The organism is Pseudarthrobacter arbutini, assembly GCF_054510915.1.
Window position 1 is genome coordinate 128,761 of sequence record NZ_JBTNDQ010000004.1, and the last position, 12,607, is coordinate 141,367.

A 12,607-nucleotide genomic window follows, 5' to 3' on the forward strand; every position below is an offset into this window, starting at 1 on the left:
AAGCATGGGAACCCACATGACCAGAGCAACAGCACGGTTCCGCCGGGCCGCGTCAGCTCTCCTGGCGATGACCCTTGCAGGCGTCAGTCTGGCCGCAGGACTGACCCTGGCGCCCGCGGCCATGGCCGACGCTGAACGGGACAAGCAGTACTGGCTTGGCGAAGCCGGAATTACGAAGGCCTGGGAAGTTTCCAAGGGCGCCGGAGTCAAGATCGCGGTGATCGACAGCGGCGTGGATGCCCAGCACCCTGACCTGAAGGGCGCCGTCACCGGAGGCTTCGACGCGTCCGGGGCCGGCAGCCCCAACGGGCAGAAAAGCCTGGGCGTCAAGCCGGAACACGGGACCCTGGTAGCCACCATCCTGGCCGGCCGCGGACACCAGCCCGCCGGCGCCTCCGCTTCGCCCGGTCCCGGCCCGGCTGCCGCCGGACCGGACGGCATGATTGGCGTGGCTCCCGAAGCTGAGATCCTGTCCGTGTCAACGTGGCTGGGATCGGCCAACCCCGCGGGCAAGAGCGATCAGGACCAGATCCCCGAAGCGGTCCGTTGGGCCGTGGACAACGGGGCCAAAGTCATTAACATTTCGCTGGGCAGCGCCACGCCGCAGTGGCCCCAGAGCTGGGACGCTGCCTTCCTCTATGCCGAACAGAAGGATGTGGTGATCGTGGCCGCCGCCGGAAACCGGATAGGCGGCAACCTCCAGGTCGGGGCTCCCGCCACCATTCCCGGCGTCCTCACGGTCGCCGGCCTGGACCGCAAGGGCACAGCGAGCGTCGACTCGTCCTCCCAGGGGATCAGCATCGGTGTGGCGGCCCCGGCTGAAAACCTGCTGGGCGGGCTGCCCGGCGGCGGCTACGCAGAATGGGCGGGAACGTCCGGAGCTGCCCCGATCGTTGCCGGTGTGGCCGCACTCATCCGTTCCAAGTGGCCGGAGATGAGCGCCAAGCAGGTCATCAACCGGATCGTCAGCACGGCCAAGGATGCCGGTCCTGCCGGAAAAGACCCGCTGTACGGCTTTGGCGTGCTGAACGCCGAGGCCGCCCTGAAGGACTCCGTCCCGGAAGCCGCCGCCAACCCGCTCGGCTCCATCTCGGACTGGATCCGCGTGCACCGCCGCGGCAACCTTGGTGCGCCGGCACCGGTGCCCACCGACGAAGTGGCCAGTGCCGTTCCCACGCTGCCCGAGCCCGCTGTGCCCGCGGCCGAGGCGCCCTCACAGCGTGACAGTGCCGTTGGCGCCGCCGTCGTGATCGGTTCGGTGATCCTCTTTGTGGTGATCATCGGGGCAGCCGCCTTCCAGCTGCGGAGGGCTGCCCGAAACCCCGGAGCGGCGCGCGAGGAACCCGATACCGGCGCGTTCCAAACCGTTGATTCAGGCGGCAAAACGTAGTTAGTGAAGATTTTCACAAACTGTTGTATCCTTAAATCATGGCAACCACCCCAGAGCTCCAGGACCGTCCCAGGGTACTCGTCGTCGGCGGCGGGTACGTCGGCCTGTACGTAGCACTCAAACTGCAGAAGAAGATCGCGAATGCCGGTGGCATCGTCACCCTCGTGGATCCACTGCCCTACATGACTTACCAGCCCTTCCTGCCCGAAGTGGCCGGCGGCAACATCGAGGCCCGCCACGCAGTGGTCTCGCACCGCCAGCACCTGAAGCAGACTGAACTCATCCAGGGCAGCGTCACCTCGATCGACCACGCCAACCGCACCGCCGTCGTGGCGCCCGCGGACGGCGGAGAGCACATCGAGATCCCCTACTTCGACATTGTGGTGGCCGCAGGCGCCATCACCCGCACGTTCCCCATCAAGGGCCTGGCGGACAAGGGCATCGGCCTGAAGACCATCGAAGAGGCTGTGGCCCTTCGCAACAAGGTGCTGGAGCGCCTCGAGGCCGCGTCCACCATCGCGGACCCCGCTGCCCGTGCCAAGGCACTGACATTCGTGGTTGTCGGTGGCGGCTTCGCCGGCATCGAGTGCATCACCGAAATGGAAGACCTGGCCCGCGCCGCGGTCAAGAACAACCCCCGCATCCGCCAGGAAGAAGTACGCTTCGTCCTGGTTGAAGCCATGGGCCGCATCATGCCCGAGGTCACGGCACCGCAGGCCGAATGGGTTGTGGAGCACCTCCGCAGCCGCGGCATCGAGGTCCTGCTGAACACCTCCCTGGACAGCGCTGAGGGCTCCCTGAAGCTCATCAACCTCCCGGACAAGTCCCTCGCCCAGGAATTCGAAGCCGACACGCTCGTCTGGACTGCCGGCGTGCAGGCCAACCCGATGATCCGCTCCTCCGACTTCCCGCTGGAACCCCGCGGCCGCGTCCGCGTTCTGCCGGACCTCCGCATCGCCGGTGATGAAGGCATCATTGACAACGCCTGGGCCGCCGGCGACATCGCCGCCGTGCCGGACCTCACGGGCAGCGGCCTGCCGGACGGCACCTGCGTCCCGAACGCCCAGCACGCACTTCGCCAGGCCAAGCGCCTCGCCAAGAACCTGTGGGCTTCGCGCTGGGACAAGCCGCTGAAGGACTACAAGCACAAGAACCTGGGTGCTGTGGCTGGCTTCGGCGAGTGGAAGGGTGTTGCCAACATCAACATCCTGGGCCGCATCGGCCTCAAGGGCCCGCTCGCCTGGCTGGCACACCGCGGCTACCACGGTATGGCCATGCCCACCATGGAGCGCAAGGTCCGCGTCATCATGGGTTGGATCCTCGCGTTCTTTATGGGCCGCGACACCACCCAGCTGATCGACCTCGATAACCCTCGCGGTGCCTTCGTGGCCGCTGCCACACCGGCTCCCAAGCCAGCTGCGGCTGCTCCTGCCCCGGCGGCCAGCGCGCCGGAGGCATCCGCCGGAGCAGCAAAGCCCGGCTCCGCCGAGGCCACCAGCTTGGACGCCAAGCAGTCGGTCACCGCGGACGCCAAGTAACGCTGGCATCCTGACGCAGCATTTGTAACGCCCGACGGCGGCTGTCCCCTTGCGGGATAGCCGCCGTTTTGGCGCTTCCCGCCTGGTGTCCCTCCTAGACTGGCAGCATGACTGGCGAAAAGAACCTCCAGACCCTGCTGGCAACACTGAAACCGGTACTGCGGGAGGGGGAGTACGTCTACGTCCTGTGGCCGCATGGCAGGCCGCTCGAGCCCGGCATCGAAGCTGCCGTCCGTGAGGCCGAGGGCCTGACGGTCGTCCTGCCGCGGGAAAGGGCAGACAGCCTGGGGCTGCACTACGACTTTGTGGCGGCCTGGATCACCCTGGAAGTGCACTCTGCGCTGGAGGCTGTTGGCCTGACCGCCGCCGTCGGGAAGGCCCTGACCGACGCCAGGATCAGCTGCAACGTGCTGGCCGGCTTCCACCACGACCACCTGCTGGTGCCGGTGGCGGACACACCACGCGCCGTCGAAGCCCTAGCTGAGCTGTCAGCGGCCAGCCGGCACGTGCCGCGGCCCGAGCTGCTGCTCAGGAACGAGACGGCTGCGGACAGGGACAAGATCCTCGCGTTGACGGGCGAGGCGTTCGCGGTCTCCCCGGTCACGGGCCTGCCGGTGGACGGGGAGCCCGACGAGGTGGACGTGCTCCGCCGGCTCTTCGAGTGCGAGGACTACCTGCCCGAGTTCAGCGTGGTGGCGGTGCTCGACGACGAGATAGTCGGCCATGTGATCAGCACACGGGGCTGGGTGGGCGACTACGGGTTGCTGGGGCTCGGGCCCATCGGTGTGACACCAAGGCTGCAGCGCCATGGGATCGGCACTGCCCTCATGAACGACACCATTGCCCGGGCCAACGCGGCGGGGGAGGGCGGGATTGCGTTGCTGGGCAGCACCGATTACTACCCGCGCTTCGGCTTTGTCCCGGCTGCGTCCTTCGGCGTCCTCCCTCCCGACGCAGCCTGGGGGGACCACTTCCAGCTGCTCCCGCTGGCGGTCTGGCCCGGCGGGGTCCACGGAACGTTCCGGTACGCCGGACCGCTTGCGGGCGAATGACGGGATACCATTGACCGGGCGCCCCAGTAGCCCAATTGGCAGAGGCAGCGGACTTAAAATCCGCGTGTTGTGGGTTCGAGTCCCACCTGGGGTACAAATTCTCCCTAGGGAGTTCCTCCTGACGCGCCCTTCCGCGCCTCCCGCGTGACCTCAACAGACCTTTCCCGTTCATTGATTTCGCATATGCAACGACTGTTATAAGGATGTGACCTCAGTCACTTATATCCGCCGAAGATATGCATTAGCTTGAAGTTAAATCAGGAACACCTGATCATCCGCGTCAAAGGCCGTTCGCACCTTTCGATCCAGGAGATTGTCAATGATTTCACTTTCCCCGGCGGCACCCCGTCTTGCTAAGCTCACAGCGCTTAGCGTCGGCGTCGCCTTTCTGGTTACAGCCTGTGGTGGTACCTCCACCCCGAGCTCGACAGAAACCACCACGTCAGCATCTGGGATCTCCTGCCCCGCTCCCGGCGCGGCTCCCGGAAGCACAGCAAAGGCAGGCGCTGGAGGCGCAGTTCCGCCTGCAACCACCGTCACGGAAACGCCGCTCAAGCTGGGTTCCCTGCTCCCCACCACCGGCTCCCTGGCCTTCCTCGGGCCGCCCGAAATCGCGGGTGTGAATCTTGGCATCAAGGAAGTTAATGATGCCGGGGGTGTCCTGGGCAAGCCTGTGGAAGTGATCCACCGTGACTCCGGCGACACCAAGACAGATATCGCCACGCAGTCCACCAGCGCGCTCCTCGGCCAGGGCGTCAGCGCCATCATCGGTGCCGCGTCTTCGGGTGTCTCCAAGACGGTCATCAACCAGATCACCGGTGCCGGTGTCATCCAGTTCTCGCCCGCCAACACCTCCCCGGATTTCACTACCTGGGATGACAAGGGCCTCTACTGGCGTACTGCGCCTTCAGATGTGCTGCAGGGTAAGGTCCTGGGCAACTACATGGCCACCTGTGGTGCACAGACTGTGGGCATGATCGTGCTCAACGACGCCTACGGAACCGGCCTTGCCGGCAACGTCAAGTCCGCCTTCGAAGCGGCCGGCGGCAAGGTGGTTGCGGAGGAGCTCTTCAACGAGGGCGACTCCCAGTTCAGCAGCCAGGTGGACAAGGTCATTGCGGCCAAGCCCGACGCGATTGCCCTGATCACCTTTGACCAGGCCAAGAGCATCGTGCCGCTGATGACGGGCAAGGGTGTCAAGCCCACCCAGATGTTCCTTGTGGACGGCAACACTTCCGACTACAGCAAGGACTTCCAGGCCGGGACCCTGAAGGGCGCCCAGGGAACCATCCCTGGCACGTTCGCCAAGGAAGCGTTCAAGCAGAAACTGCTTGCGATTGATCCGGCCCTGAAGGACTACAGCTACGCAGGTGAATCCTACGATGCTGTGAACCTGATCGCCCTTGCCACTGAGGCCGCCAAGAGCACCAGCGGCGTTGAGATTGCCAAGCAGCTCAAGGCAGTCTCGGAGTCGGGTGAGAAGTGCAGCGACTTCGCCTCCTGCGTCACGCTGCTCCGCAACGGCAAGGACATCGACTACGACGGCCAGTCAGGTCCGGTGACGTTCTCCGACGCCGGCGACCCGACGGAAGCCTACATTGGCATCTACGAGTACCAGGACGACAACAAGTACGCGCCGTCCAAGGAAGAATTCGGCAAGCTGTAAAGCCGCTTCCTGCATAAAGACCCCCGTCCACACCGGACGGGGGTCTTTTGCGTGGAGGGACGAGCGCAGGCGCCCGAGCAAGTGGTTGCGGAGGCGCTCGGACGGTACCAACGCGCCGGGGAACTACGCCAGGCACGCAGAAGGGCCGCCACCGGCTGGTGACGGCCCTTCTGGGAGCTACTGCCTGAACCGCTAGTCGACGGTGTCAGCCAGCGTACCCAGATAGAGCTGGATCACCTTGGGGTCCTTCATCAGTTCCCGCCCGGTTCCGGTGTAAGCGTCCCTTCCTTGGTCAAGCACATAGGCGCGGTCGCAGATCTGGAGGCAACGGCGGGCATTCTGTTCCACCATGATCACCGAGACGCCTGCCCGGTTGATCTCGTGCACCCGCAGGAAGGTTTCGTCCTGCTTGACAGGGGAGAGGCCTGCGGAGGGCTCATCAAGGAGCAGGACGGCGGGCTCCATCATCAGCGCGCGTCCCATGGCCACCATCTGACGTTCGCCGCCGGAGAGCGACCCAGCCCGCTGGGCCCGGCGCTTGCCGAGCTCAGGAAACAGGCTGGTCACAAAATCAAACCGCTCGGCGAAGTCTTTGGGCCGCTGGAACATGCCCATCTGCATGTTCTCCTCGATCGTCAGCGTGGCGAACACGTTGTTGTTCTGCGGGACGAATCCCACGCCCATGGTGACCAACTTGTTGGCTTTCAAACCGGTGATGTCCTGGCCACGCACCACAACGGTGCCCGAATGGACTTTCACCAGACCGAACATCGCCTTGAGCAGAGTCGATTTACCAGCGCCGTTGGGACCGATGATGCCGATCAGTTCGCCCTTGCGAGCCTCGATATTGCAACCGTTGAGGATATTCACACCGGGAAGGTAGCCGGCAACGAGGTTTGTTACCTTGACGACCGAATCGTCGGTTGCCGCGCTACCGGCAGCGGGAGCCGCACTCGTGGCGCTCATTCTGTGTCCTTTTCTCTGCGACGTTGTTCTTCCGCACGATTCTCCTCGAGCTCCTGCTCGAGCACATCGATGGCGATGATGCCCGCGTTCTCAGTACCGACAATTGACTCCTCATCGGCTTCCAGCTCGGCTGCAAGTTCCTTGATGCCCTCGGTGTCGCCAAGGTCCACGTCGTGATGGGCTCCCAGGTAAGCGTCGATGACGGCGGGATTCTTCATGACTTCGCCAGGAGGGCCCTCGGCGACGATCTTTCCTTCCGCCATCACCACCACCCAGTCGGCAATATGGCGCACCATGTTCATGTCGTGCTCCACGAAAAGCACGGTCATGCCTTCAGCCTTGAGGTTCTTGATGTGGTCCAGGAGGGACTGGGTCAGCGCCGGGTTGACGCCTGCCATGGGCTCGTCCAGCATGACCAGCTTGGGCCTGACCATCAGCGAACGTGCCATTTCCAGGAGTTTCCGCTGGCCTCCGGAAAGCGAGGCAGCGTAGTCGTCCTTCTTGGCGTCCAGCTTGAACTTCTCAAGCAGGACGTTCGCCTGGGCAGTGATCTCCTTTTCCCGACCGCCCCAGAGGCCCTTGAACAGGGCCTTGGAGAGGCGCTCACCGGGCTGTTCCGAGCCACCGAGCCGCATGTTCTCCATGACGGTGAGCTTGCCCATGACCTTGGTCAGCTGGAAGGTCCTCACCATCCCCATTCGTGCCACTTTGTAGGGTGAAACCCCGGCAAGGCTATTGCCTTCGAACTCCCATTTGCCGGAGTTCGGCATATCGAATCCGGTCAGCAGATTGAAGAGGGTGGTCTTACCTGCACCGTTCGGGCCGATCAGCGCTGTGATCTTGTGCCGCGGGATCTCCAGGTATTCGACGTCGACGGCGTTGATGCCGCCGAAGCTGCGGGTGACGTTTGCCGCCACCACGATCGGATCGCGCTTCTTGCAGCCGGGAGCAGTGTCCCCGGCGGCAATCGGACGCGTGTCCGTCATGTAGTCAATTTTCTCCGACGGACGGGGTTCTTCGCTATGCGTGCTCATGCGAACGCCAGCTCCTTCTTGTTACCGAAGACGCCCTGGGGCCTGAAGATCATCAGCAGCATCAGTGCGACACCCACAAGGATGTAACGCAGCTGGCCGGCCTGGACAGTGTTCAGCCAGGTGACGGCGCCGGATTCGATCAGGCCGTACAGGATGCCCTGTGTGAGGGACAGCACTACCCAGAAGATCATTGCGCCGATGACGGGTCCCAGCACCGTGCCGAGTCCGCCGAGCAGCAGGCAGGTGTAAAGGAAGAACGTCAGTTCGGTGCCGTAGTTGGCCGGCTGGACCGCGCCGCGGGGGAGCGTAAAGATCATGCCCGCCAGGGCGCCGAGCACGCCACCGATGATGAGGGCCTGCATCTTGTAGGCGTACACGTTCTTGCCGAGGGACCGGACCGCGTTTTCGTCCTCGCGGATGCCCTTGAGTACGCGGCCCCACGGGCTCCTCATCAGCAGCCACACCAGGGTGCAGCAGATGATGACGAGGCCCCAGCCGACGATCCGGATGAAGAAGTCCCGGTTATTCATGCCCATGTACGAACCCGCCGGAAACGGGTTCATTGCGTAGAACCCGCCTTCGAAGGCGGCCAGGCCGTTGGCCGAACCGGTCACGGCGGTCAGCTGGTTGGTCGTGACAATATAGCGGACGATTTCCGCGGCTGCGATCGTGACGATAGCCAGGTAGTCCGCGCGTAGCCGCAGGGTCGGTATGCCCAGGAGCATCGCGAAGATGGCCGAGCAGATCATGGCGATGACCAGTCCCACAAAGAAGGGCACGCCAAAGGTGAGCGTCGAGATGGCGAAGCCGTAGGCGCCCACCGCCATAAAGCCGGCCTGGCCAAAGTTCAGCAGGCCGGAGTAGCCGAAGTGGACTGCCAGTCCGAGAGCCGCAAGGGCATAGGCCGCGGTGGTCGGGCTGAAGAGTTCGCTGGCAGCGCTGGAGAAAATGAATCCGAAATCCATGGCTGTCTCCTAACCCACGCGCTCGCGACGGCCCAGGATGCCCTGGGGCCGGAACAAGAGGACAACAATCATGATGAACAGTGCTCCCACATACTTGAGGTCGGCAGCGAGGCCGAAAACGGTGGTCAGCTCTACGAAGATGCCGACGATGATGGACCCGATGAGGGCGCCGAAGACGGTGCCGAGGCCGCCCAGAGTCACGCCGGCGAAGATGAGCAGCAGGATCTGCGAACCCATGTCGAAGGTCACGCCCGGCCGGTAATAGGCCCATAGGATTCCGCCGAGGGAGGCGAGCATGCCGCCGGTAACCCAGACGATCCGGATGACCGAGTCGACGTCGATGCCGGAAGCGGCGGCCAGTGCAGGATTGTCGGCCACCGCCCGGGTTGCCTTGCCCAGCCGGGTCTTCAGCAGGACGATCCCCAGCAGGGCAATGACCACTGCGCTGACAATCAGGGACCAGAGGTTGTTGGGCGAGATGGATATAGGGCCGAGCTGGATTTCCGCGCTCTGCGCAAAGGGCAGTTGCTGCGTGGCGCCGCCAAAGTAGAACTGGATGACATAGCGGACGGCAAGGGCGAGGCCGATGCTGACGATCATCATGGGCACGAGGCCCGTTCCGCGGCGGCGAAGCGGCTTCCAGAGCCCGGCGTCCTGGATATAGCCGAAGAGGCCGCCGCCGAGGAGCGAAAGGATCAAGGCCAGCCAGAAAGGGAGTCCTATAGCGTTAAAGGCGAAGACCAGCACGGCGCCCAGGGTGACCATTTCCCCATGGGCGAAGTTCGTCAGGCCTGTGGTTCCGAAGATCAGGGAAAGTCCCACGGAAGCCAGCGCCAGCAGGAGGCCAAAGCTCAGCCCCGCCATGAGCCGGTTGACGAGGTTCTGGCCGAAGTCCTGTTGCTGGACAACGATCCCTTCGCCGAAGGCGAAAATCACGGAGAGGTTGGAGGTCTGGCTGAACGTTACACTGCGGGGGTTTTCCTGGCCTTCCGCGAGCTTGATGCCCTCTGGCAGGGTCGATTCGTCCAGCTCGATCTCATAAGTGCCCTGGACCGGGACGCCAATGCTCCAGGACCCGTTGGCCGCGGATGTGGCGGTCCCTTCGAAGTCCCCGCTCCTGGCGGTTATGGTCACATCGGCGATGGGGGCGCGCGCGTCATCCCGAAGGAAGCCGCTGATGTTGTTCTGGAAGGTCGTAATCGACGGGGATGGTGTCGGAGACGGCGAAGTGGCTTGTGATGCCGGGGCGACGACGAGCAGTATCGCCACGACAGAGGCAAAGACGGCCCCTATCACTTTCAGCAATCCGCCCGGCCGTCTGTGCGGCGAGCCTTTGGGTGTACTTCTCAAAATGAAAATCCTCCACTTGGGTGGGGTGGCCAGGGATGCGCCATTGCAACCACTGCAAACGTCACGGGACGGATGGTGGTGCTTTCTGCAGGTTGGGGTCCTGATTGTGATATCCGTCACCGTGTGTGGTTTATGTTACAGCTCGTCAGAGGCAAATTTTAGGCTGGGGGGAGGCCGTCGGGTAGCGATCGCATAACAACTGCGTTACAGCCATGGCGCAATGGCAAAGTGTTCGCAAAGAAACTTCTGTTGATCAGCAGTATTCCTCCGGGGGCGGCCTGGCCTACGCGCGGCCCGGCGGCGCGTGCGACCGTCCATCACGGTTGCGTTTCGGCGCCATGGACCGGGAACTTATTGGGGCGTGAGCGCGTAGATATTGGTAGCGTGGTTCGTAAGTCACGACTCAACCCTTTACTTGGAGGACACCAGCAATGGCACTTGGCGGAAACCCGATCTTCAACGGAAAGAATTTCCGTGGAGCAACGCAGGCACCGCGTGTCCCGCAGGCACCCTACGGACAGGCACAGTATGGCCAGCGGGCTCCCGGCCAGGTCATGGATCCCCAGAATGGTTGGGGCCAGCAGCAGAACATGACCGATGAGCAGCTGCGCCAGATGTACAACCAGCCGGCCGCAGGTCCCGCGGACACCGGCCGGATGACCTACGACGACGTCATCGTCAAGACAGCGGCGTGCCTCGGAGTCCTGCTGGCCGGTGCCGCGGTGACCCTGTTCGTCAGCATGGGGCTGGCCAGCATCCTGATGATCGTCGGTGCGCTGGGCGGCTTCGTCCTGGCACTGGTCAACACGTTCAAGAAGCAGCCTTCACCGGCCCTGATCCTGGCCTATGCCGGGCTCGAAGGCCTGTTCCTCGGCGGCCTCACCCGCGTGCTCGATCTGATGTACCCGGGAGTCGGCCTGCAGGCCGTCATCGGCACGCTGTCCGTGTTCACCGTGACGCTGCTCCTGTTCAAGAGCGGCAAGGTGCGCGCCTCTCCCAAGGCCATGAAGTTCTTTATGATCGCCCTGGTGGGTTACGGCCTGTTCTCCGTGGTCAACCTGGTCATGATGATGACGGGTATGACGACGGAACCCTTCGGCCTGCGCAGCGGCATCATTGGTGTTGTCATCGGCATCCTGGCCATTGGCCTGGCCGCGTTCTCCCTGGTCATGGACTTCACCAGCATCGAGGCCGGCGTGCAGAGCGGCGCACCGCAGCGCTTCTCCTGGACCGCGGCCTTCGGCCTGACGGTCACCCTGGTCTGGCTCTACGTGGAGATCATCCGCGTCCTGGCCATCCTCCGCGGCGAGGACTGACAACAAAACCCGGCATCCGCCGTCGTAATCTCACTCACAAGAAGAGGGCCCCACCGATGCATTTCGCATCAGGCGGGGCCCTCTTTTCCGGTATCCGCGCTACGAAATGCGCATGGCTCCCGCTGCCGGGGTCACCGTGAAGATGTCAGGGGCCGTGTAGCCGGCTTCTTCGAAGGCACGCACGACGGCGGCGCGCACCTGCTGCTCCGACGTCACCGGGGTGAGCGCGATGGCGGCCCCGCCGAAGCCACCGCCGGTCATCCGGGCGCCGATTGCGCCGTTGGCGCGGGAGGTGGCCACCGCCAGATCCAGCTCCGGGCAGGAGATCTCGAAATCGTCCCGCATGGAAACGTGGCTGGCGTCCAGCAGCGCGCCGATGGAACCGGGGCCCGCACTGGCCAGCAGCTCCACGGTCTGCAGCACGCGGTCGTTTTCGGTCACGATATGGCGCACGCGCCGGTAGGTGACCTCGTCCAGGAGGCCGGCGGCTTCTTCCAGGTCCTCCATCCGGACGTCACGCAGTGCCTTGACGCCCAGGACCTCGGCGCCCAGTTCGCAGGACGCGCGACGGGAGGCATACCCGCCGTCGGCATGGGAGTGGGAGACGTTGGTATCGATCACCAGCATCACTAGCCCTGCAGGTTCTGTTTCGAAGGGAACCAGCTGAACGCTCTGATCGCGGCAGTCCAGGAAGACTGCGTGCCCCTTGGATCCGCGCAGCGACGCTGACTGGTCCATGATGCCCGTCGGCGCGCCGACAAAGTCGTTCTCGGCGCGCTGGGTGGCGAGGACCATCTCCTCGGGTTCAAGCCCCGCTCCCGTCAGGTCATTCAGGGCTGAGATGACCGCGCATTCGATGGCGTGCGATGAGGACAGGCCGGCGCCCAGGGGGACGTTGGAATCGAGCAGCAGATCCACCCCCGGAACGGCGATGCCCTGCTGCTGCAACGCCCACATCACGCCGAGCGGATACTTCGTCCAGCCCTTGGCGGAAGCCGCGTCCAAAGAGCCGAGGTCGGCGGTGACCATGCCGTGGTCGCCGTAAGTGGACAGGAGCCTGACCGTGGAGTCCGGACGGACTCCGACAGCCACCCGGGCGGTCTTGTCGATCGCGAACGGGAGCACAAAACCCTCGTTGTAGTCGGTGTGCTCGCCGATGAGGTTTACGCGTCCCGGTGCCTGCCAGACGCCGTCGGGCAGCCTGCCGAATTCCTGCCCAAAGCGGGCGGCCAGGTCCGCCGTGCCGGGTTGCGCTGTGTCCAGGTCCTCAGTGCGCGGTTCCGCCGGGTTGGTCAGAGGGGTCCGGGCAGTCAACGGGTCAGGGGAGGAG

At 64.1% G+C, this 12,607-nt stretch carries 10 protein-coding genes and 1 tRNA gene; 6 read left to right on the forward strand and 5 right to left on the reverse strand.

Features of this window, described 5'->3' with window-relative positions:
- The first annotated feature begins 16 nt into the window (after positions 1 to 16).
- From ACX80V_RS06275 to ACX80V_RS06295, 5 genes are all read left to right on the forward strand, one after another.
- Entirely contained in the window at positions 17 to 1,390 is a 1,374-nt protein-coding gene (locus tag ACX80V_RS06275) for a S8 family serine peptidase (RefSeq protein ID WP_485842431.1), read from the forward strand.
- 38 nt (positions 1,391 to 1,428) lie between these two features.
- Positions 1,429 to 2,928, forward strand: coding sequence for an NAD(P)/FAD-dependent oxidoreductase (locus ACX80V_RS06280; protein WP_485842432.1), 1,500 nt, complete (start codon positions 1,429 to 1,431; stop codon positions 2,926 to 2,928).
- Between the two features lie 107 nt (positions 2,929 to 3,035).
- Positions 3,036 to 3,980, forward strand: a complete 945-nt coding sequence (locus tag ACX80V_RS06285) for an N-acetyltransferase (protein WP_485842433.1) — start codon at positions 3,036 to 3,038, stop codon at positions 3,978 to 3,980.
- Between the two features lie 20 nt (positions 3,981 to 4,000).
- Positions 4,001 to 4,074, forward strand: a tRNA-Leu gene (locus tag ACX80V_RS06290).
- Between the two features lie 225 nt (positions 4,075 to 4,299).
- The gene (locus ACX80V_RS06295; RefSeq protein ID WP_485842434.1) at positions 4,300 to 5,646 is read left to right on the forward strand and encodes an ABC transporter substrate-binding protein; all 1,347 of its coding nucleotides are present in this window, start codon (positions 4,300 to 4,302) and stop codon (positions 5,644 to 5,646) included.
- A 192-nt stretch (positions 5,647 to 5,838) separates the two neighbouring features.
- On the opposite strand, the gene ACX80V_RS06300 is transcribed toward ACX80V_RS06295, so the two are convergent.
- Genes ACX80V_RS06300 through ACX80V_RS06315 form a run of 4 tightly spaced genes read right to left on the reverse strand, consistent with a single transcriptional unit; the run spans position 5,839 to position 9,904 of the window.
- A complete protein-coding gene (locus ACX80V_RS06300; protein ID WP_058929664.1) occupies positions 5,839 to 6,612 on the reverse strand; it encodes an ABC transporter ATP-binding protein in 774 nt (257 codons plus the stop codon).
- Positions 6,609 to 7,646 carry an ABC transporter ATP-binding protein gene (locus ACX80V_RS06305; RefSeq protein ID WP_252614995.1) on the reverse strand — a complete coding sequence of 346 codons (1,038 nt, stop codon included), beginning with the start codon at positions 7,644 to 7,646 and terminating at the stop codon, positions 6,609 to 6,611. The genes ACX80V_RS06300 and ACX80V_RS06305 overlap by 4 nt, the downstream gene beginning before the upstream one ends.
- A complete protein-coding gene (locus ACX80V_RS06310; protein ID WP_485842435.1) occupies positions 7,643 to 8,611 on the reverse strand; it encodes a branched-chain amino acid ABC transporter permease in 969 nt (322 codons plus the stop codon). The genes ACX80V_RS06305 and ACX80V_RS06310 overlap by 4 nt, the downstream gene beginning before the upstream one ends.
- Before the next feature lie 9 nt (positions 8,612 to 8,620).
- Positions 8,621 to 9,904, reverse strand: coding sequence for a branched-chain amino acid ABC transporter permease (locus tag ACX80V_RS06315; RefSeq protein ID WP_485842506.1), 1,284 nt, complete (start codon positions 9,902 to 9,904; stop codon positions 8,621 to 8,623).
- 488 nt (positions 9,905 to 10,392) lie between these two features.
- Between ACX80V_RS06315 and ACX80V_RS06320 the strand changes: the two genes are divergently transcribed.
- Positions 10,393 to 11,277 (forward strand): Bax inhibitor-1/YccA family protein, encoded by an 885-nt coding sequence (locus tag ACX80V_RS06320; protein ID WP_058929661.1) that lies wholly within the window; start codon positions 10,393 to 10,395, stop codon positions 11,275 to 11,277.
- Positions 11,278 to 11,376: 99 nt separating this feature from the next.
- On the opposite strand, the gene galK is transcribed toward ACX80V_RS06320, so the two are convergent.
- On the reverse strand, positions 11,377 to 12,540 hold the full coding sequence (gene galK / locus ACX80V_RS06325) for a galactokinase (protein WP_485842507.1): 1,164 nt from the start codon (positions 12,538 to 12,540) through the stop codon (positions 11,377 to 11,379).
- Positions 12,541 to 12,607 lie beyond the last annotated feature (67 nt).